We start from the raw sequence: 20,573 nt of genomic DNA on the forward strand, positions 1-20,573 counted from the left end.
ATAATATTTTTTATAAAACTTAATCTTCTTCCACGATCTCAGTGATCGTCATTTCCCCACATTTCAAACACTCACCTTCAATCCAAACACGAGATTCACTCTCATACTCTTTTGGATTCTTCATACCTAGGTCAACTTCCATACAATTGTTACACCAAGTTTGAGATAGAAAGTCTTGTTGCTCTTCAACACTTCTCAGTGAGAAGTCACGCTCTACCCTTTTTTCATTTAACTCGTCATTCACTAGTCATTTACTCCACTATAGCGATAAGCTTGTACTAAGTTTACATCTGGATCTAAAGCATCAAGCTCAATACGCTCAATCACAGAGTCCAATGCGATTGCATTATTTAATTTATTTAAACCACCATCTAACACCAAGGAAAAACTTACCTGATCAGCCTTAATGGAGTTGAGGTAGACATCCCTTACCACAGCAATATTCGCCAGGTAAGTTTGTATTTGATCCAAGCCTTTGAAGTCAGTCACATTATCAATACGCATAGTTATTTTTGCAGAACCCTGACCTCTTACCACCGCATATCTCGCTGAGAACAACTTAGCCAAAGCCGCATTCACTTGCTCTGCAATATCTTCTTGATCCAAGCCCTGCACAAACAGAGTAATTGGCTCCTCATCAGGCATCAACACCATAAGGCTGGCTTCATATTCATCCAAGATTTTATTTACCTTAAGAACACCTGCCACATCAGTCTGATAACGTCGACTTGCCTCGATTACAGGCTCCTCAAACAAGCCCCACAAGTCAGATACAGTTACCGCCTGTTTGTCTAAATCATCCTGAAGCGGCGCATAAATAGGCAAACCTTTTAACACGGCATCTTTAGCAACTAAATTTAATAAATCAGAAGGGGCTTGAGCACCACTGACTTGTCGTAAGAAATCATCCTGCTCAACTATCCATAATAATAAAGAAGGTCTATTCGCCCCCCAAACAGCTAAACGTTTTGAAAAAAGGTAATCATTAATAGATTGAGCATAAAAATCGACAACAACTCTTTTTACAGGAAAAAATTCACCATCTATTTCCATCAAGTTTGTTTCTGTTGTAATCGAATGCTGAGCAACCCAAGACGCTGCAGATTTTTGCGCTGCGGGTAAAACAGCCAAGACACCATCTTGATTACCAGAAACCTTAATCAAGACTTCTTCGATTGCTTGTTTAAAGGCGTTATTAATCAATTTTTTTTCAGAATTGACTAGAGGGAGTGTAATTTCAGCTCGGTAAAGGTTCGGAATTGTCACAGCAGAACTCACTTGAGCGAGTAAAACCATGAAAATAACCATCAGAAATCTAATTTTCATACGCTTCCTTAAAATTAATGCGCATATTCTACTGTGATATTGGCAAAGAACCATAGCCCTAATATGTCACTATGCTAAAATGCCGCCTCCCACACCACTATTATCATGACAGGGCATAGGCAATGACCAAATCGGATAAGAAATCGATTAGTTATAAAGACGCTGGCGTAGACATCAACGCGGGCAATCAACTTGTTGAACGAATCAAGGGCGTAAGCAAAAAAACTCGTCGACCAGAGGTTATGGGCGGCCTCGGCGGTTTTGGCGCATTAACGCGTTTACCAACTAAATATAAAAATCCAATTCTTGTGTCAGGCACAGATGGCGTAGGCACCAAACTTCGCTTGGCAATGGATTTAAACCAACATGACACTATTGGTATCGACCTTGTTGCTATGTGCGTAAATGACTTGGTTGTAGCGGGTGCTGAGCCTCTACTTTTCCTTGATTATTATGCAACTGGCAAACTAGACATAGATGTTGCTGCAAATGTTGTTACCGGTATTGGCGAAGGCTGCTTGCAGTCAGGCGCGGCGCTTGTTGGCGGTGAAACAGCAGAAATGCCAGGCATGTACCATGACGGCGACTATGACCTTGCAGGCTTCTGTGTTGGTGTTGTAGAAGAAGCAGACATCATTGACGGTACCAATGTAAAAGCCGGTGACAAGTTAATTGCACTTGGCTCTTCAGGCCCTCACTCGAATGGCTACTCTTTGATTCGTAAAATTCTAGAAGTTAGCCAAGCTGACCTTAATCTAGAGATTAATGGTGTGGCATTAAAAGATGCGCTTATGGCACCAACAAAAATTTATGTTAAATCCATTTTAAAACTAATGGAAAGCATCAAGGTAAATGCCTTAGCTCACATTACAGGTGGCGGTCTTCTTGAAAACATCCCACGTGTATTACCAGAATCAGCGTCTGCTTACATAGATGCATCAAGCTGGACTCGCCCTGCTATCTTTGACTGGTTACAAGAGCAAGGCAATGTAGAGCAAGAAGAAATGTACCGCGTACTTAACTGTGGCGTTGGTATGGTTCTTTGTTTAGATGCTGACAAAGCAGATGAAGCGCTAAAAATCCTACAAGACGCAGGCGAAGATGCTTGGTTAATCGGTGAAATTCGCGACAAACAGGATGACGTAGAAGTATTAATCTCTGACCTAGAGGCTTAATTACTGTGAGTTTTCCTATTGTTGTCCTCATATCCGGTAGTGGCAGCAACCTACAAGCTCTGATTGATCAGAGCTTGTCAGGGGATCTTGATATTGAGATCAAAGCTGTTATCAGCAACAAAGCCGACGCTTATGGCTTAACCAGAGCCAGAGAAGCAGGTATCCCAACCCATCACCTGAATCATAAAGAATTTGAATCACGTGAAGCGTTTGATGCAGCATTACAAACTTGTATCGATCAACACCAGCCTAAGCTAGTTGTTCTAGCGGGTTTTATGCGCATTCTTAGTGAAGGTTTTACCCGTCATTATCAGGGTCGTATGCTAAACATTCACCCATCGCTTTTACCTAAGTACAAAGGACTAAATACCCATCAAAGGGCGATAGATGCAGGTGACAAGGTTCATGGTGTATCAGTACATTTTGTAAGTGCAGAGTTAGATGCTGGTGCTGTCATAGTGCAAGCGAAAACTGACATTGATACTGAAGAAACAGCTGATTCTTTAGCACAAAAAGTACATAAGCTTGAACATATTATTTACCCTCTAGCAGTTAAATGGTTTAGCCAAAACAGACTGAAGGAAGTGAATAATAAAGCAATTCTTGATGAAACCCCTTTAGCTGAAACGGGTTTTGCTTATAATTAAAGCAACCCCATTTAAGATTAGGTATTAATATGTCACCACAAAAAACAAGCTTCTATCTTATCTGCTTGATGATGTGGTGGCCTATTTTCGCCAAAGCGGCACCAAGCGAAGCTCCCTCTGATAGCTTTATCAAACCTTATAGTGCTACCTATAGCACGACTTGGAAAAAAGGCATCAGCCTAAAAGTGGAAGGCACTCAAACCCTCTCTCAAACGCCAGACAAACAATGGCTTTTCTCATTTGAAGCAGATACTTTTTTTGCATCTCTTAACGAAAGCGTTAAGTTCAATGTTAATCAAGGGCAAATCTCTCCCCTTGTTTACGAGTATCACACCAGTGCATTTGGTAAAAAACGTGACGCGGTATTAACTTTTGACTGGCAGAAAAATCGTGTGAGAAACGATGTTAAGAACAAGCCTTGGAATATGGATATTCAAGCGGGCGTTTTAGACAAACTCAGCATCCAACTACAGATACGCCAAGACTTAAAACATAATAAAGCAAAACTTGATTATTTAATCGCAGACGGCGGCAAACTCAAACCTTGGCATTTTGAACGCCTAGGAAGCGAGAAAATTAACACTCAATTAGGTGATATCAATACCATCAAGGTAAAGCGTGAAGGAACAGGAAAAAGAGCAAAAACCACAACGTTTTGGTTTGCACCTAAGTATGACTTCCTTCTCGTTAAGCTTGTTCATCAAGAAAAGAAAGAGTCTTACAAACTCGAATTAGAATCGATCAAATAGCAGACGAGTAGCACTATCCCTCTAGTTGTTCCAAATAGTTAATATTCAGAAATACTTGCTCTTCTTGCCAAAATACCGCTTTTGCCCCTAGCTGGCGATAAAAAAGCATGACTCTCGCCTCATTTTCCAAATAGCGCTTTAGCCTTGCAGCCATTCCAGCTACTGGCAAAATAGCATGTAAAGGCTGAATACCAGAGTCACTTTCAATATAGAAAGCACAATCAGGTTCTTTCTCTGCTTCTGATTTCAATCGCTCAAAGACTGCTTGAGTAACAAGTGGCGTATCACAAGGGCTTAATAACAAATGGCTAACCCCTAGTTTTTGTGCCTGTAACAGTGCGGCATAAACACCACTCAAAGGCCCTCTTTCAAGACAATCAGCCTCATCAGTAAAAACCTTAACTCCAAGATTTTGATAAGCTTTTATGTCTTTATTAGCGTTTATCAGAGTATATTCTGCAAGGGTTTCAAAGCTCTTTAAAGCATATTCAATGAGCACCCTATCTTTATAACGAGTTAAACCTTTAGCCACATAGTTCATGCGGCTAGCTTGACCACCCGCTAATATAACACCTAAGACAGAAATACTCATTTTGCTTGAATACCTAGTTATTTAGAGCCAAAAGCCAACTTGTTTCTTTGTTGCCAAATCGCCTTGGCCTTAACAACATTTTTTTCTTGATCTAACTCGCCACTCATTAAGGCTAATACCGAGGCCATCGTTTGCATGATTGCTTGCTCACCAAAACTATCAAGGGTTTCACCAGACCAATGATCAAGTAAACGAGTTAAATCTAGATTATCTTTTTGCCTAACATGTTGTTTGCTAGATTTAGGCCACTGACTCCAACTAACCTGTTTGTCTTTTAGGAAGGCCAAACTCACATCTCTTTCAGGGTTTACTTCGGCTTCACCATTCCCCCCCCTAAAAACCAAGACAGATTTATCTTCTAGCACTTTAGCGGCTTCAATATGAATCTCATCGTACCCCTTATGGAATACCCCGTGCACACTGTGCTCAGCCGCTAACGGGTTCATCAACCTTACCAAGGTATTCACAGGCGAACGCAAACCCAATAGACGCTTAAGCTCCATCAAGTCAGTAAGCTGAGTTGAGATTTTATCTAATGGAAGATAAGCAAAGTTTTGACTTTCAATTTGTGTTTGCGCTTGGGCGAAACTTTGCGCCGGCTCTAATCCTAAAAAGCTAAGCACCTTATCAACATAAATACGTGACTCTTCAGGAAAGCTATGGCCATGCATAAAGACCTTTACACCAGATTGAGACAATGCAATAGCCACCAGCAAAAACCAAGGTAGTTCATTACGCTTACCAGCATATGCTGGCCAGTCTAAATCAGGCTGAATATCAATTTCTGGTGCCATTTTTTTACGAATAGCACGAGTAAAACCGGCCGCCTCTGCAACCGTTTCCTCTCGAATACGTATCAGCATCCAAAAAGCACCCATTTGCTCTGGTTTTACTACATCTTGCAGGATCAAATCCATTGCCTTCTCAGCTTCCTGCTCAGTTAAACTTCTAGAACCATGGCGTCCTTTTCCAAGAATTTTGATAAATTCGACAAACTCAGCACTCATTAAACCTGTTTTCCTATTTTCTTTATCCGCAATTAACCGCTAGTGAATCTGCACTTAAGCATGCATTAATTTCTGGAACGCATGAGCCGCAATTTGTGCCACACTTCAAACGTTTGCCCAGACTGACAAGGTCTCTATCACCTGCTTTAATCGCATTTCGTATTTGTTTTTCACCTACATCAAAACAAGAGCATATCAACTTACCCTTATCTTCAATGTTCGCAAGACGCCCAACTAAAATCGCCGATCTTTCTTGCTGTGTGACTTTATGTGCGGATTCTACAAGATCTACCAACCAAGCGGTATCAACTAATTCACAATTAGGTGAAAAATAGAACACGGCTTGCACGATATCATCAATTAAATAGGTATAACGCTTGCTCTGATTAATCGGGTTTTCATATTCAATCCATTGCCCTTGATGGCAATCAACTTCTGTTTTAGCAAGTAACTCTCGCACCATAGCAGCAAGGTTATACTGACCAGAAAATGCTAACTCATAACGCTGACCCTGCTTAAGAGGCACCCGACACCAGTACTCCATTTCCTTTTCTTCAAACACACAGCTTTCTAAATTTTGGTTTAAGATGGCAAAGCCATAAGTCAAATCCGCTTTCGCCTCAATTTTAACCCTAGCTATTTTTGATTCCGGTTGACCAGATAAAGGATCAACCACAGGCTGAACTAATCGTGAAACTACAGCATTACTAGCATAATTTTCAGACCAATGAATTGGCGTAAAAACTTGCCCTTGTTTTTGGTCCTCACTGATTTTCACTCTTAAAAAAAGCAGACCTAACTCATTAGCCACAGACACCACTTGCTTTTCGACCAGGTTAAGCACCTGTGCATCCTTTGGCGAAATAGCCAAATAAGGTTGATCAATATGGCGTGACAATTTATCTGTTTTTCCCGTACGCGTCATAGTGTGCCATTGGTCTCGGATACGCCCAGTATTAAGCAAATATGGGAAAGCTTGATTAACCTTTAAAAGAGGTTTTTGTGGCGTAATACTAATGAAGTTTGCTTTTCTGTTTGCTGTAAAAAAGCGTCCATCAGTTAATATTCTTTTAGTTCCTTCTGGCCGTCCTTTAGGAACAGGCCACTGCACAGGTAATAAAGCATCGTACTCTTGCTGATTTATTTGGCTAAAATGGCCAATATCAAAATCTCGTTTACCGTTATTTTTAAAACAAGACAAAGCCGCATGTTCGGCAAAAACCTCATGGGGCGCTCGATAACTAAAGCTAGACGCAAAACCTAATGCCTTAGCCACATCACAAATTGCTTGCCAATCATGGCGCGCCTCACCTGGTGCAGGCAAGATCCCTCTTTGACGAGAAATACGACGCTCAGAGTTGGTAACTGTGCCATCTTTTTCACTCCAACCCGTTGCGGGCAGCAAAATATCTGCAAATTTTGAGGTATCAGTATTCGCTTGAATATCACTGACAATAACTAAGTCACAGGCCTCTAACGCACGCTGAATTTGTGCCGTATTAGGTAAGCTCACCATAGGGTTTGTGGACATAATCCACACCACCTTAACTTTACCTTCTTCCATTTTTTTAAATAAATCGACCGCCTTTAGACCATTCTCTTTCGCCATATTGGGCGCTTGCCAAAAATCTTTTACTAAATCGATGGCACCTGGGGTGGCGAAGTCCATATGAGCAGCCAGCTGGTTAGCAAGGCCACCAACCTCTCTTCCTCCCATAGCATTAGGTTGACCCGTGATAGAAAATGGCCCCATACCTTCCTTACCAATACGACCTGTAGCTAAATGACAGTTAATAATGGCATTGGACTTATCAACCCCAGTTGCAGATTGATTCACTCCCTGAGAATAAAAACTGACCGTTTTCTCGGTGGAGCACCAAAACCTTACTAATAACTCAAGATCATCAGGGGCTATACCACAAAAGTCAGCAGTGGAATTAAGACTTGGTGTTACCTCTCTTGCATGGGCAATACAGTCTTCAAAGCCGTTGGTGTATTGATCAATATAGGCTTGATCTAAGTGTTTAGTATCAGCACTTGCCACTAACAGATAGGAAAAAATCGCTGCATCACTTCCTGGCGTTATGGCTAAATGTAAATCTGCAATATCGCAAGTTGCGGTTTTTCTTGGATCAATCACGACGACCTTCATCCAAGGTCTTAACTTTTTCGCTGCAACAATGCGCTGATACAAAACAGGGTGAGTCCAAGCAGCGTTAGAACCCACCATAATCAAAAGATCACAGCTTTCTAAATCTTCATAGTTGCAAGGCACAGTGTCAGAGCCAAAGGCACGCTTATAACCGACCACGGCAGATGCCATGCAAAGGCGTGAATTAGTATCAACGTTAGCTGTACCGATAAAACCTTTAGCCAACTTATTTGCCACGTAATAATCTTCGGTCAGTATTTGGCCTGATAAATAAAAGGCAAACGCATCTGGACCATGCTCAGTAATAATACGATTTATTCGTGCAGCGACCTCATCTATAGCCGTATGCCAATCCGTTTGTTGACCATCAACATAAGGGTTTAAGAGACGACCATCAGGCACTAAGGTTTCTGCTAAGCTACTCCCTTTTACGCATAGACGTCCATAGTTAGCAGGATGTGCTTCATCACCTGACACAGGTAAAAATTCGCCTGCTTCAGTTTTTTTCGTATTAAGCTTAAGACCACAACCCACCCCACAATAGGGACAAGTGGTTTTCATTTCTTTTGTTGGCATTTTTTGCTCCCAAATCGGCTAACGCGTTAGGGGTAAAAGCAAAAATAATGCTTTAGCCCCAAGGTTTTGTTTACCCTCTACAGATGGCCAGACCTAACTTGCCAACTTCACGTCACCGTTTTCTAAACTCACTTGCCAACAAGGAATCACAATGTCTTCTTCAATGCATTGGCCTGAACTTAATTCAAAATGTTGTTTATAAAGAGGGCTCGAAACCACAAGCTTGCCGTTTATCGAACCAACTATCCCACGAGATAATACATTGGCTTTTGCGATAGGGTCCCAATTAGCTATGGCAAAAACTTGTGGCTCAAGTTTAGGAAGGTAGAAAATAGCCACTTGCTCACCTTCAAATAAAGCCGCAACACCCACACCTTCAATAAGGTCTTCTTGCTTACACACTGTTTTCCAATTGAATGACATACGTTTCTCCTTAGCTGGCTTTGGCGATTAGGTTGTTTTTTTCAGACTGAGTAGCTGGACGAATTTGGTCTCGCTCTTCAACAAAGACGACTTCCTCATCCACACCATCATGATTCACAAAATGCCTAAAGGCCTTCACTGCTTGCGGATCTTCGAGCGTGGTTTTCCACTCACACTGGAAGGTATCTACAATTAATGCCATTTGATCTTCCAGTTCTTGGGCCAAGCCCAAGCTGTCATCAATTACTACCGACTTAAGGTAATCAAGACCACCCTCAAGGCTATCCATCCAAACAGAGGTACGCTGCAACCTATCAGCCGTTTTCACATAAAACATCAAGACTCTATCGATATACTGAATTAACTCTTTATCTGTTAAATCCGTGGCAAACAAATCAGCATGTCTCGGCTTCATTCCGCCATTACCACACACATAAAGGTTCCAGCCCCCTTCTGTCGCAATAATGCCAATGTCTTTACTTTGTGCTTCTGCACACTCTCGAGTACAACCTGAAACAGCAAACTTTAATTTGTGAGGTGCTCGTAACCCCTTGTATCGATTTTCGATATCGATCGCCATAGTCATACTGTCATTCACACCAAATCGGCACCAAGTACTGCCGACACAAGATTTCACTGTACGTACAGACTTCCCGTAAGCTTGGCCTGTTTCAAATCCAGCTTTAATTAAGGTCTCCCAAATCTCGGGCAACTGATTTAAGTGGGCACCAAATAAATCGATTCTTTGACCGCCCGTTATTTTGGTATATAGCTTGTAGTCCCTTGCGACTTCACCAATTACAATAAGTTTTTCTGGTGTGATTTCACCTCCAGGAATTCGGGGTACAACAGAATAAGTACCATCTTTTTGCATGTTAGCCAGATATCTATCATTCGTATCTTGCAAAGTGACATGCTCTTTTTTGAGTACATAGTCATTCCAAACACTGGCTAAGATATTGCCAACTAAAGGCTTACAAACAATACAACCGTGTCCTTTACCATGCTTCTCTAACAGCTCGTCAAAGCTCTTAATTGATTCAACTTTTATCAGGTTATATAAATCTTGTCGGGTGTAGGCAAAGTGTTCACAAACATCTGTACTTACTTCAACACCCAATGCTAATAACTCGTTATCAACCACATTTTTAACTAAAGCAGCACAACCACCACAACCCGTACTGGCCTTGGTTACAGCTTTGACATCAGCAAGGGATAAGGCCCCTTCGGCAACGGCTTGGCTGATATCAGCTTTAGTCACATTCAGACAACTACAGATTGAGGCCGTACTCGGTAAAGCATCTACACCTAACGCAGGTGAAGCGCCATCAGAAACAGGTAAAATGAGAGATTCAGCTTGGCTTGGTAGATCAATTTCATTGAGGTAATACTGTAATAACGTATCGTAACTCGCATTATCTCCAACCAAGACGGCACCTAGGAGTTTCGTCGCATCTTGATTGACAACCATTTTACGATAGCAGCCTTGCATGCCATCTTGGAAAACAATGGTTTTTGAACTAGGTGTTTGTCCATGAGCATCCCCAATGGACCCCACATCACACCCTAGTAATTTGAGTTTGGTACTCATATCAGCACCTTTAAACTCAAGCTCACCTTGCTTTAATAAATGATCTAACGCCGCTTTTGCCATGTTGTAACCAGGCGCCACAAGACCATAAATACGACCCTCATAAAGAGCACATTCACCTATGGCATAAATATCCTTATCACTGGTTAAACAATGGCTATCCACTTGAATACCACCTCGCTCACCAAGCACTAATCCTGACGATTTTGCTAAAGCATCTTGTGGTCGAATACCGGCTGAAAACACAATTAAATCGGTTTCTAAATACTCCTGACCATCTTCGGAAAAATTCATTCGATGAAAGCACTGCTCACCATTTTCAATATTTCGTGTTCCTGTCGCCACATGCACTTTTACACCAAGTTCTTGAATCATATCTTTAAGTAGATCACCGCCTTTTTCATCTAACTGAACAGGCATTAATCTAGGTGCAAACTCGACTACATGTGTCTCTAGACCAAGATTTTTTATGGCATTCGCGGCTTCTAAACCCAGTAAACCACCACCAACAACGGCTCCCACTTTGGCATTTTTAGCGCAATCTCGTATGGCATCAAGGTCTTCTAAGGTACGATAAACAAAGGTATTGGCGCGTTTATGGCCATCAATAGGCGGGACAAATGGATATGAGCCAGTTGCAAGTACAAGTTTGTCATAACTAACCGTTTCGCCTGTTTCACAGACAACTTTTTTAGCAACACGGTCTATTTCAATTATTTTCTGGCTAGGGTAATAATCAACGCGATTTTGCAGATAAAAGTCTGCATCAGTTAATGCTAAGTCTTGTGCATTTTTTCCGGTAAAGTACTCACTTAAATGCACTCTGTCGTAGGCTATATGAGGTTCTTCACCGAATACACTTATCTGACAAGCACTCGCCCCTTCATGCTGGACCAACTGCTCAACAAAGTGATGCCCCACCATACCATTACCTACCACGATAATATGAGTGTTGGCACTTGGATTAGGCTCAGCTAAGTTTTGTTTAACCTCTAAATTTGTATTCTTATTCATCATGATACCCTTCGCGGATGCCGTACTTAGCGGCAAATAATCAAAGAGATAACTGGATGAGAGTGCTGCTAAGCACCTTGGACTAAAGCATGACAATAGGCTTCGCCAAAAACCAGTTGATCTAAGATCTTTGATACTTTGGTTTTATTTTGAATCAGCTGGAAATACCAGCTAGCATCGGCGACGTTGCCATATAATATTACCCCAACTAGCACACCTTCTTTGATGACTAGTTTTCGGTATTGATTGTGAGCGCTATCACGATAAGTAATACACTCGGATGAGGCATTGTTATTTACCTCACCAGCAGAAAATAAATTTACTCCTGACACCTTAAGCTTGGTTGCTACAGGTTCAATTTTGAACTGACTCTGTTTCTGGGTTAAATGATCCACCAAAACATCAAACTGTTGCCAAATTGGTGCAACCAAGCCAAAAGTCACCTGTTCAAATTCACTACATTCACCTAAGGCATACACATCCTGATGGGATGTTCGCATCACCTGATTAACACAAATTGCTTTATTCACTGTGAGCCCTGCAGCCTTTGCAAGCTCAACTTCTGGTTTGATACCAGTGGCAAGTACCACTAAATCTGTTTCAATCCATTTACCTGATGCGAGCTTAACCCCTTCAACCTTTTCATTTACATCAGAGTTAGTTGAAACAAATTCGGTTGGCGCTGAGCCTAAATGAAAGCGAATGCCTATCTTCTCTAGGTTATTTTGCAACAAGCGTGCCGAATCTTTATCTAGCTGGCGATTTAAAATATAGTCAGCCCTATGCACCACAGAAACTTGATGACCACGCTTGGCCATACCTACCGCAGCTTCTAAACCAAGAAGGCCTGCACCAATTACACAAACCTCTGATTTAGCTGATATTTTTGACATAAACTCCACATCAGATAAATCTCTAAACTGAGTTACATTAGTGGACTCAACACCAGAAATAGGCAATTTACTCGCCCTAGCACCCGTTGCAAAAACTAATTTATCAAACTCAATCTGTTTACCGCTTTGCAAACTCAAACGCTTTTGCAAAAGACTTATGTCTACCACAGGGTCAGCCGCTATAATTGACGCACCACTTTGGGTCATTGCCTCAAGATCCACCAAAGACATTTCTTTTTCACTAATTTCTTGCGCCAACAAAGAAGACAACATAATGCGGTTATAACCAACATGGGCCTCTTCACCAATTAAGGTAACTTGATAGGCCTCTCCATGTTCAGTTGCCACAGCATGAGCAAGTTTACTACCCGCCATACCCGCGCCAATGATGACTAATCTCTTTCTTGTCTTTGGTAATTGTGGCATGTCACTTTGACTCATAATGTCTCCCCGTAGCGAGAAATCTCAATTTAAAAAACGTAAAACCAACACCCTTATGAGGCTTTTTTGGTAGGAGATTCCTCTGCTCCACCCTTGGCCGTTTCTACTTTTTCATCTTTGTCGGTACTTGGTTGAAACATAGGCTCAACCTTGTTTTGTTTTTCATATAAGAAGGTCAAAACCTGTGAACGGTAATCCGTATATTGAGGGTCATTAGCTAGTGCTAGACGGTCTCTTGGCCTGTCCAGCTCAATATCCAAAATCTCACCAACAGTAGCTGCAGGGCCATTTGTCATCATGACAATACGATCAGATAAAAGCACAGCCTCATCCACATCATGAGTAATCATGATGACAGTGTTATTTAGTTGTTTTTGAATTTGCATAAGTGAGTCTTGCAAATGCGCTCGGGTCAAGGCATCTAGAGCGCCAAAAGGTTCATCTAACAGAAGTACACTAGGCTCCATTGCCAACGCTCTTGCGATACCAACCCTTTGCTTCATCCCTCCTGAAATTTCATCAGGGCGCTTATCTTTAGCATGTGTCATGTGAACTAACTCAAGATTGTGCATAATCCAGTCATGCATCTCTTGCTTCGTTTTTTTACCTGAGAAAATCTGTTTTACGGCTAACTCAACATTTTGATAACTTGTTAACCATGGCAAAAGAGAATGGTTTTGAAACACAACCGCTCGCTCTGGCCCCGGTCCATTAACCTCTTTACCATCTAAAACAATGCCACCTTCGGTTGCATCATATAAACCTGCTACCAAGTTAAGTACTGTCGATTTACCACAACCAGAGTGGCCAATCAGAGAGACAAATTCGCCCTTCTTAATCTTTAATGAAACCTGATCTAAGGCTTTAAAGCTGCCCTTATCAGTGGGAAAGGACATGGAAACTTGGCTAATATCCAAATGGGTTTGCATCTTGATAACCTCAATTAAAATGAATGAATGTCTTATCTAACTCGCGTTTATCGCTACAACTTATCTAAGCACCTGACTCTTATCCCAAGACACAATTTTTTGTAGAGAAAGCATGGCACGATCTAATACAAATCCGATAAAACCTATCATGAGTACAGCCACCATAATGCGACCCAAGGAATTTGAACTACCATTTTGAAACTCATCCCAAACAAACTTACCTAACCCAGGGTTTTGCGCCAGCATCTCAGCGGCAATCAATACCATCCAAGCAATGCCTAAGGACAACCTCAATCCGGTAAACATCATAGGAATGGAAGATGGCACAACAATTTTTCTCACATGGGTTAACCAATTAAGACGCAATACTTTCGATACATTGAGTAAATCTTTTTCTATGGCAGCAACACCCACAGCAGTATTAATTAAGGTTGGCCACATACAGCACAAGGTCACAGTAAACATGGAAGTTAGAAATGATTTAGAAAACATAGGATCCGTGCTTACGTAAGTAGCACTTACCACCATGGTGACAAGAGGCAACCAAGCCAAAGGAGATACGGGTTTAAATATCTGAATAATGGGGTTTAAAGCACTGTAAATAGAAGAGTTTAAACCAATCAAAATCCCAAGAGGAATAGCAATTAAGGATGCCAAAGCAAAACCTGCAACCACCGTATATAAGCTAGTGCCTATTTGATCAAAGAAAGTAGGCTTACCTGTATAAGGTCTGGTTTTAACCACATAGTCTGGATTTTTCGCTAACTTTTTAGCATTACGCTTTTCTTGCCTTTCGTAAAAAGCGATTTCTTTATCCCTTTCTCTTACATGATCATCAACTAAGCTTTGCCATTGCTGATAAACAACATTAGGACCAGGGAAAACACCTAACGATGTATCAATTTTCGCTGCTCCAACATGCCAAAAAACTAAAAACAGCAAGCTACCTAGCAAGGGCAATAAAATAGATTTAATCGAGATAGCATCATAAATTCGCTTTAAAGCAATGGATGCACTTTGTTTAGACTCAGGTTTAGAAAGAGACGTATTCATTCGGTTCTCACTTTTTAAAACTCAATAAAATGGCGCAATAAGCTTAACTCTCACCCAAAAGGGTGAGAGTTAAAACAAAACAATTAAGGGGTTTGAGAACCTTTCAATCCAATGTTTAGACTTTCTAAATACTTGTTCGGGTAACGTCCGTCATAGCTAACATGGTCGATAAATTCATTTTGCTCAGGCTTAAATCCTGTCTCAGTTTTGAAGTCAGGGAAGTCAGATGCATCCATAACACCATCTTCAATTAAAGATTGAGCAGCTTGTGCGTAAATATCAGGACGATAAACCTTCTTCGCCATGTCCATGTACCAAGCATCAGGCTTAAAGCTATCTATCTGACCCCAACGACGCATTTGAGTCAGGTACCAAATGGCATCACTATAGTAAGGATAAGTAGCGTTATAGCGGAAAAACACATTAAAATCAGGCACTTCACGAACATCACCTTTTTCATATTCAAAGGTGCCTGTCATACTGTTAGCAATAACATCGTAATCAGCGCCAACATATTCACTACGAGATAAGATCTCTACGGCTTCTTTACGGTTAGCGTTATTATCCTCATCCAACCATTTCGCCGCACGAATCAAGGCCTTTACCACATGTAAATGAGTGTTTGGGTATTCATCCGCCCATGCCTGACTTACCCCAAAAACTTTCTCAGGGTTGTTTTTCCAGATTTCATAATCTGTCACAACTGGCACACCAATGCCTTTAAAAACAGCTTGCTGATTCCAAGGCTCACCCACGCTATAACCATAAATGGTTCCTGCTTCCATGGTGGCTGGCATTTGCGGTGGAGGGGTTACTGATAAAAGTGCATCTGCAGAAATTTGGCCACTTATGTCACCTTTAGCCGGTGCATAAAAACCAGGGTTAACACCACCGGCTGCAAGCCAATATCTCAGTTCATAGTTATGGGTCGATACCGGAAATACCATCCCCATATTAAATGGCTTACCTTGGGCTTTATAATCTTCAATCACAGGCTTTAAAGCACTGGCACTAATAGGGTGAATGTATTTACCTGAAGCATCTTTTTTAAGATGAGGTTTCATTTGCTGCCAGATTTCGTTTGAAACAGTAATACCATTACCGTTTAGATCCATACTAAAAGCCGTAATAATATCCGCTTGTGTGCCATAACCTAGCGTTGCTCCTAAAGGTTGTCCAGCCAACATATGAGCACCATCTAGCTCACCATCAATCACTCTATCTAATAACACCTTCCAGTTTGCCTGTGCCTCTAAAGTGACATACAGATCTTCATCTTCGAAGTAACCCTTTTCATAAGCAATGGCTAAAGGTGCCATGTCAGTTAACTTAATAAAGCCAAACTTTAAATCTTCTTTTTCTGGATCGCCAATACTGCTCGCAAGAGACAAGGAAGGCAGCAAAACAGCGGAGACTAGCGCGGCTTTCACTGCTTTAAGTGGAAAGCGCTTGGGAGTAGATAATGTGACTCTAGATGCTTTATACATGTTTTACTTCCTATTAGTTTCTAAAATTTGGACAACAAAAAAGGCGCAAGCAATACCTAAAATAAATTAAGTATCGCTGGCGCCTTTGCCTTTAATCCCATCATCTTTAATGGGTGTCTCATAAGATTTAAATAAATTATGAGTACTGTTTGTTATCGTGAAATCGTCGTTAACTTCTTAATAACTTTAAATTAATTTCTTGATATTAATAATGCACTTGCCATGCCAAAAAACTTAAACCCTTGTTTTCTATTATAAAGTTCAGTTTTAGTCTCATTATTTCGTCACTATGAACTCGATATCAGTAACAAAGTGCACTATTAGTGATTTTTATTATCGTCAGATGCACACGAATATAGCGTTAGTAGATTAGCCCCTTATCTAAACCATCAGGATGAATAATGGTTTCACCCGCTAAAGAGCTTTCAAACCATTTATTGCTATTAAATGAAGGGTTCCTATAAAGGTGCTCCCCTTCAACCAACCCTAATGCTTTAAAGTATAAATCTTGACGACACACTTGGTTGATCACCTCTGTCACCTCAAACTTATACCCCAGCTCTTGCCAACGAACCATCTGAGACATGAGCCAAAGAGCATATTCAGGATTAGGTCGATTTACTTTAGCTCCCGAAAATGTCTGATACGCCTCTTTGGGCCAAGCAAAGTTACCCGCTGGTTTAACCGCATTAAAACCATATCTTAATCCATCTGGGTCACAATCTAGATACTCTGGTTTTGCCAAGATGGTTAATAAATCTTCTTGATTAGCTTCATTATCAACCCATGAACATGCCTGATGTAAGGCATTAATAAGCTTAAGATGGGTTTCCTGATTTTCATCTTGCCACTGAGAGTTAACCGCAAAAACCTTTTCTGGTGTACTCCCCCAAAGGTCATAACCTGTCATCAACATATGGCCAACACCCTGTTGCACCGCTAAGCTATTCCAAGGCTCTCCCACACAATAACCATCAATTTCACCCTTAATAAGGTGACTGATCATTTTGGTTGGTGGTATTACCAAAATTTGAACATCTTTATCCGCATCTATACCTGCTCTTGAAAGCCAATCTCTAAGTTGATAGGTATGCGATGAGTAAGGAAACACACTGGCAAAACGAATGTTTTGCTCAGGTTTATCCATTAATAGCCGACGTAATGCTATGCCATTTCGAATTTCGGCGCCATGATTAGCATAGTCATTCATTCGTTGAAATAGAGAGTTAGATACCGTTATGCCATTACCATTTTGGCTCACGGTAAAACCAGTTTGCATAGGTGCTTTGATAGGTGACTTTAGAGATGTCTTAACAGCACCAACGCCTAAGGTGGTTGCTATCGGCATGGCTGCTAACATATGAGCGCCATCTAAAACATTAAATGCTACCTTGTCCCGAATACTTGCCCAAGAAGCTTCTTTATGTAGCTTAACACTCACACCAAGCGCTTCAAAAAAACCTTTTTCTCTAGCAATAACAAATGGTGCACAATCAATAAGAGGAATAAAGCCAATATTAATATCTGTCATGGTATTTGGCCCTTTACTGTCTGTTTCAATCACTTTATTTCTCCCATCAAATCCATCACAGCAATGACATTCTGCGCAACGTCTGCCATACGTTGACTCCGATCCATAGCCAACTTACGCAACGCTTGATAAGCAGCAGCTTCATCACAGCCCTGACTTTTCATAATTAGGCCTTTTGCCTTTTCAATTAACTTCCTATCCTCTAGTTGTGTTTTTACGGATTCCAACTCATTCCTAAGCGCTTGAAACTCCCTAAAACGCGCAACAGCAACCTGAACAATCGGTTTTACACGATTAGTTTGCAGACCATCTACAATATAAGCACTTACACCCGCTCTAATCGCCGCCTCCATATGCTGTTCATTTTCTTGCTCAGAAAACATTAAAATAGGTCTAGGGTTATCTTTGGTGAGACGAGACATATTCTCTAAGGTATCTCGATCTGGACTATCTACATCTATGATGACAATATCAGGTTGGTAACGTGTTACCGCTTGATTAAGCCCTTGTGCATTTTCAAGTCGCCTTATCACTCGATAACCATTATCTGTCAGTGCTTGCTCAACAATCGCTGCTCTTGCAGGCTCATCATCAACCAGCATTACGGTCAGTTCTGTCACTTTCTTTTCTCCTAGGCATGCACCTTATTCCGCCGTTTAGAGCAAACAATAAGAAACACCTATGCCATAAACCTCATTCGGGATTAAAAATGCAATTGTTAAGCCATTTAAAGAAAGTGGCCATAAAGGCGTCTAAAATCTGAGAAAAGTTAACTAAAATCGAGTTTTGAAGGGAGTTTTTTATCTAAAGCAGGTACTAAAACGAATTTTATGCACTGCTTAATCATGATGAGAAGAGTTTTGCACCAAAAGAGCGACCGAAAGTCTGTCTTTTAATTCTAGCTTCTTAAAGATAGCTGTCAGGTGAGCTTTTACCGTGCGATCAGTGATATCTAGGTCTTGTGCTATTTTCTTATTATTAAGACCTTGGCCAACAAGTTTTGCTACATCCATTTCACGCTGGCTTAATTGAGATAAAATCTCATCATTTTTAAGGCGTTTATCATCACCTCGTCTTTGCCCACGATTTTGTCCATTAGGCGCAGAAGAGGCTTTGCGCGCAGACTCATTAATCAGGTTTTCAATAAAGGTTTTACCACCCCAAATCTCACCGGTTTCTACCACAGATAACACTAAGGCTAACTGCTCAACACCAATAAAAGGCGCACACTGACCGTTAACACCCTGTGAAAACATTCTTAATGCCGCGCTTTGACTTGTTTGATTTGGAAAAGCAATGATCTTAAGTTCAGGAAACAGGTTTCTTACCGTTACAACATGTTCAACCATGGAGGTAAAGTTTTCATCATCAAGATGAATAAAGCAAAAAGCAATAGGCTCAACGGTTTCTGAAAGCGCCGCTCGCGTTTCATTCAATGATGCAACAAAGCTCATTTCATATTGATTTGAAACAACTTTTTGCCAATGCGCAATCACAACAGGATCCGTATTCCAACACACTATTTTCAATTCTTTATCTACCATCAAATTGTCCATACATATTATTTATTCTACTTTCCATGTAATGTAATAGTGTTAATTTTCGTTTCAAAATGAATAGCTTAGACAATATTATTGTTATGAAATGGTAACTTACCTTTCCCTTAAGGCATTCTGTTTCGCTTTTAGGATAGGTTTGAATAAATAATCTAACAGGCTCTTTTTACCCGTAATCACATCAACAGTTGCTTGCATGCCAGGAATGATTGGTAGATGAGCCTCTTCCGTGCCAAGAAAGTTTTTATTCGTCCTTACTTTTACCAAATAAAAGCTGTTCCCTTCTTCATCAATAATGGTGTCAGCACTGATATTATCAACGGTGGCAGTCAATCCACCATAGATGGCAAAGTCATAAGCAGACAGCTTAACAATTGCGACTAATTCAGGTTTGATAAAACCAATATCTTCAGGGCGTATCTTCGCTTCAATCAATAACGAGTCTTCTAGTGGCACTATCTCAACCAAACTTTGACCAGGTTGAATAACACCACCCACAGTATTAATTTGAAGCTGCTTTACTATCCCTTTTACAGGAGATCTCACCTGTGTCCTTAATACCTTATCCTCTAAAGAAACACTCGCCTCTTTGATCTTATCTAGCGTGGTTTGTACTTTCGTTAATTCTTCCTGCGCTTCTGCTCTAAACTTAGCACTACTTTCTAAAAGCTTAGTTTTCGCTTCAACTAAGGAAGACTCAGCCCTAGGTAACGCCAACTGACTCGCCTTCATATCCCCTTCCATTTGGTTTACTTGGCGTTCTAATTGCAATAATTCAACCTTAGATACAGCACCTTGCTCAAATGCAGGGCGGGTAAGGCTTAACTCTTCCTGAGCCAATTCATAACTGGTTCTTAGGTTATCTAACTTGGCACTTAATTCGACAATTTCTTGTTGCTTCTGGGCAACTTGCTGTTCAAAAACAAACTGATTAGTACTTAAGGATTCAGAACGGTTTTGATACAAACGCAACTCACGATCAACCACTTCTGGATACAAAGCCCTTAAGTCAGCATCAAAGCTTGGCTCACTACCATTCGCTTCGGCTCTTAATCTAGCGGCTCGAACGGCTAAGTTTATCCCTTCTGCCTGCTGTTCACGCAAAGAGGATACTGCCGCTGTATTTTCGATTGTCATCAATAACTGATCACGCTCTACATTGTCACCAGTCTCAATGTGAATTTCTTTTAAAATACCGCCTTCAAGGTTTTGTACGATTTGCACCTGACTTGATGGAATTACCTTACCTTCACCCACAGTCACTTCGTCTAGCTCGGTATAGTTAGCCCAAAGGCCACCGAACACAACAAATAGGAATACACTCCACAAAATAATTCGGCCACCTCTTGGTGACTTAAGCATTAATGCTGCGTTGTAATTTGAGGAATAGGCTAAATCCTCTTGAGAAATATTGGGTTGTTTCATGATTAA

General features: G+C 40.9%; 18 protein-coding genes. 3 read left to right on the forward strand and 15 right to left on the reverse strand.

Features of this window, described 5'->3' with window-relative positions:
- Positions 1 to 19: 19 nt before the first annotated feature.
- Positions 20 to 244: a hypothetical protein gene (locus TW85_RS22740; RefSeq protein ID WP_046019448.1), complete on the reverse strand. Its 225-nt coding sequence runs from the start codon at positions 242 to 244 to the stop codon at positions 20 to 22.
- On the reverse strand, positions 244 to 1,326 hold the full coding sequence (locus TW85_RS22745) for a DUF2066 domain-containing protein (RefSeq protein ID WP_046019449.1): 1,083 nt from the start codon (positions 1,324 to 1,326) through the stop codon (positions 244 to 246). Before TW85_RS22745 ends, TW85_RS22740 begins: the two co-directional genes overlap by 1 nt.
- Positions 1,327 to 1,448: 122 nt before the next feature.
- Between TW85_RS22745 and purM the strand changes: the two genes are divergently transcribed.
- The 3 genes from purM to TW85_RS22760 are packed head-to-tail and all read left to right on the forward strand — an operon-like array spanning position 1,449 to position 3,897.
- Positions 1,449 to 2,501: a phosphoribosylformylglycinamidine cyclo-ligase gene (gene purM / locus TW85_RS22750; RefSeq protein ID WP_046019450.1), complete on the forward strand. Its 1,053-nt coding sequence runs from the start codon at positions 1,449 to 1,451 to the stop codon at positions 2,499 to 2,501.
- Complete coding sequence (gene purN, locus TW85_RS22755; protein WP_343251991.1) at positions 2,501 to 3,148, forward strand: phosphoribosylglycinamide formyltransferase; 648 nt, start codon at positions 2,501 to 2,503, stop codon at positions 3,146 to 3,148. Before purM ends, purN begins: the two co-directional genes overlap by 1 nt.
- A gap of 29 nt (positions 3,149 to 3,177) precedes the next feature.
- The gene (locus TW85_RS22760; RefSeq protein ID WP_046019452.1) at positions 3,178 to 3,897 is read left to right on the forward strand and encodes a DUF3108 domain-containing protein; all 720 of its coding nucleotides are present in this window, start codon (positions 3,178 to 3,180) and stop codon (positions 3,895 to 3,897) included.
- Between the two features lie 13 nt (positions 3,898 to 3,910).
- Here TW85_RS22760 and TW85_RS22765 read toward each other — a convergent pair whose 3' ends face one another.
- The 13 genes from TW85_RS22765 to TW85_RS22825 form a co-directional block, all read right to left on the reverse strand.
- On the reverse strand, positions 3,911 to 4,489 hold the full coding sequence (locus TW85_RS22765; protein ID WP_046019453.1) for a molybdenum cofactor guanylyltransferase: 579 nt from the start codon (positions 4,487 to 4,489) through the stop codon (positions 3,911 to 3,913).
- A gap of 17 nt (positions 4,490 to 4,506) precedes the next feature.
- Positions 4,507 to 5,496 carry a glycosyl transferase family protein gene (locus tag TW85_RS22770; RefSeq protein WP_046019454.1) on the reverse strand — a complete coding sequence of 330 codons (990 nt, stop codon included), beginning with the start codon at positions 5,494 to 5,496 and terminating at the stop codon, positions 4,507 to 4,509.
- A 22-nt stretch (positions 5,497 to 5,518) separates the two neighbouring features.
- Positions 5,519 to 8,224 (reverse strand): nitrate reductase, encoded by a 2,706-nt coding sequence (locus TW85_RS22775; RefSeq protein ID WP_046019455.1) that lies wholly within the window; start codon positions 8,222 to 8,224, stop codon positions 5,519 to 5,521.
- A gap of 93 nt (positions 8,225 to 8,317) precedes the next feature.
- Positions 8,318 to 8,647: a nitrite reductase small subunit NirD gene (gene nirD / locus TW85_RS22780; RefSeq protein WP_046019456.1), complete on the reverse strand. Its 330-nt coding sequence runs from the start codon at positions 8,645 to 8,647 to the stop codon at positions 8,318 to 8,320.
- Between the two features lie 10 nt (positions 8,648 to 8,657).
- A complete protein-coding gene (gene nirB, locus TW85_RS22785; protein ID WP_046019457.1) occupies positions 8,658 to 11,255 on the reverse strand; it encodes a nitrite reductase large subunit NirB in 2,598 nt (865 codons plus the stop codon).
- A 65-nt stretch (positions 11,256 to 11,320) separates the two neighbouring features.
- The gene (locus TW85_RS22790) at positions 11,321 to 12,586 is read right to left on the reverse strand and encodes an FAD-dependent oxidoreductase (protein WP_052702380.1); all 1,266 of its coding nucleotides are present in this window, start codon (positions 12,584 to 12,586) and stop codon (positions 11,321 to 11,323) included.
- A 53-nt stretch (positions 12,587 to 12,639) separates the two neighbouring features.
- Positions 12,640 to 13,515 (reverse strand): ABC transporter ATP-binding protein, encoded by an 876-nt coding sequence (locus tag TW85_RS22795; RefSeq protein WP_046019458.1) that lies wholly within the window; start codon positions 13,513 to 13,515, stop codon positions 12,640 to 12,642.
- A 60-nt stretch (positions 13,516 to 13,575) separates the two neighbouring features.
- On the reverse strand, positions 13,576 to 14,568 hold the full coding sequence (locus tag TW85_RS22800) for an ABC transporter permease (RefSeq protein WP_157197011.1): 993 nt from the start codon (positions 14,566 to 14,568) through the stop codon (positions 13,576 to 13,578).
- Between the two features lie 83 nt (positions 14,569 to 14,651).
- Positions 14,652 to 16,055, reverse strand: coding sequence for a CmpA/NrtA family ABC transporter substrate-binding protein (locus TW85_RS22805; protein ID WP_046019459.1), 1,404 nt, complete (start codon positions 16,053 to 16,055; stop codon positions 14,652 to 14,654).
- 361 nt (positions 16,056 to 16,416) lie between these two features.
- The gene (locus TW85_RS22810; protein WP_084616479.1) at positions 16,417 to 17,619 is read right to left on the reverse strand and encodes an ABC transporter substrate-binding protein; all 1,203 of its coding nucleotides are present in this window, start codon (positions 17,617 to 17,619) and stop codon (positions 16,417 to 16,419) included.
- Complete coding sequence (locus tag TW85_RS22815) at positions 17,616 to 18,206, reverse strand: ANTAR domain-containing protein (protein ID WP_331709781.1); 591 nt, start codon at positions 18,204 to 18,206, stop codon at positions 17,616 to 17,618. The genes TW85_RS22810 and TW85_RS22815 overlap by 4 nt, the downstream gene beginning before the upstream one ends.
- 219 nt (positions 18,207 to 18,425) lie before the next feature.
- Positions 18,426 to 19,130 carry a LuxR C-terminal-related transcriptional regulator gene (locus tag TW85_RS22820; protein WP_231870445.1) on the reverse strand — a complete coding sequence of 235 codons (705 nt, stop codon included), beginning with the start codon at positions 19,128 to 19,130 and terminating at the stop codon, positions 18,426 to 18,428.
- A gap of 108 nt (positions 19,131 to 19,238) precedes the next feature.
- Positions 19,239 to 20,567: an HlyD family type I secretion periplasmic adaptor subunit gene (locus tag TW85_RS22825; protein WP_046019460.1), complete on the reverse strand. Its 1,329-nt coding sequence runs from the start codon at positions 20,565 to 20,567 to the stop codon at positions 19,239 to 19,241.
- Positions 20,568 to 20,573: the final 6 nt, after the last annotated feature.

The organism is Marinomonas sp. S3726 (assembly GCF_000967665.1).
GTDB lineage: Bacteria > Pseudomonadota > Gammaproteobacteria > Pseudomonadales > Marinomonadaceae > Marinomonas.

Coding starts and splice junctions, on each gene's coding strand:
- TW85_RS22745 (WP_046019449.1), bottom strand. CDS start 1,326: ATGAAAATTAGATTTCTGATGGTTATTTTCATGGTTTTACTCGCTCAA.
- purM (WP_046019450.1), top strand. CDS start 1,449: ATGACCAAATCGGATAAGAAATCGATTAGTTATAAAGACGCTGGCGTA.
- TW85_RS22760 (WP_046019452.1), top strand. CDS start 3,178: ATGTCACCACAAAAAACAAGCTTCTATCTTATCTGCTTGATGATGTGG.
- TW85_RS22765 (WP_046019453.1), bottom strand. CDS start 4,489: ATGAGTATTTCTGTCTTAGGTGTTATATTAGCGGGTGGTCAAGCTAGC.
- TW85_RS22770 (WP_046019454.1), bottom strand. CDS start 5,496: ATGAGTGCTGAGTTTGTCGAATTTATCAAAATTCTTGGAAAAGGACGC.
- TW85_RS22775 (WP_046019455.1), bottom strand. CDS start 8,224: ATGCCAACAAAAGAAATGAAAACCACTTGTCCCTATTGTGGGGTGGGT.
- nirD (WP_046019456.1), bottom strand. CDS start 8,647: ATGTCATTCAATTGGAAAACAGTGTGTAAGCAAGAAGACCTTATTGAA.
- nirB (WP_046019457.1), bottom strand. CDS start 11,255: ATGATGAATAAGAATACAAATTTAGAGGTTAAACAAAACTTAGCTGAG.
- TW85_RS22790 (WP_052702380.1), bottom strand. CDS start 12,586: ATGAGTCAAAGTGACATGCCACAATTACCAAAGACAAGAAAGAGATTA.
- TW85_RS22795 (WP_046019458.1), bottom strand. CDS start 13,515: ATGCAAACCCATTTGGATATTAGCCAAGTTTCCATGTCCTTTCCCACT.
- TW85_RS22800 (WP_157197011.1), bottom strand. CDS start 14,568: ATGAATACGTCTCTTTCTAAACCTGAGTCTAAACAAAGTGCATCCATT.
- TW85_RS22805 (WP_046019459.1), bottom strand. CDS start 16,055: ATGTATAAAGCATCTAGAGTCACATTATCTACTCCCAAGCGCTTTCCA.
- TW85_RS22820 (WP_231870445.1), bottom strand. CDS start 19,130: ATGGTAGATAAAGAATTGAAAATAGTGTGTTGGAATACGGATCCTGTT.
- TW85_RS22825 (WP_046019460.1), bottom strand. CDS start 20,567: ATGAAACAACCCAATATTTCTCAAGAGGATTTAGCCTATTCCTCAAAT.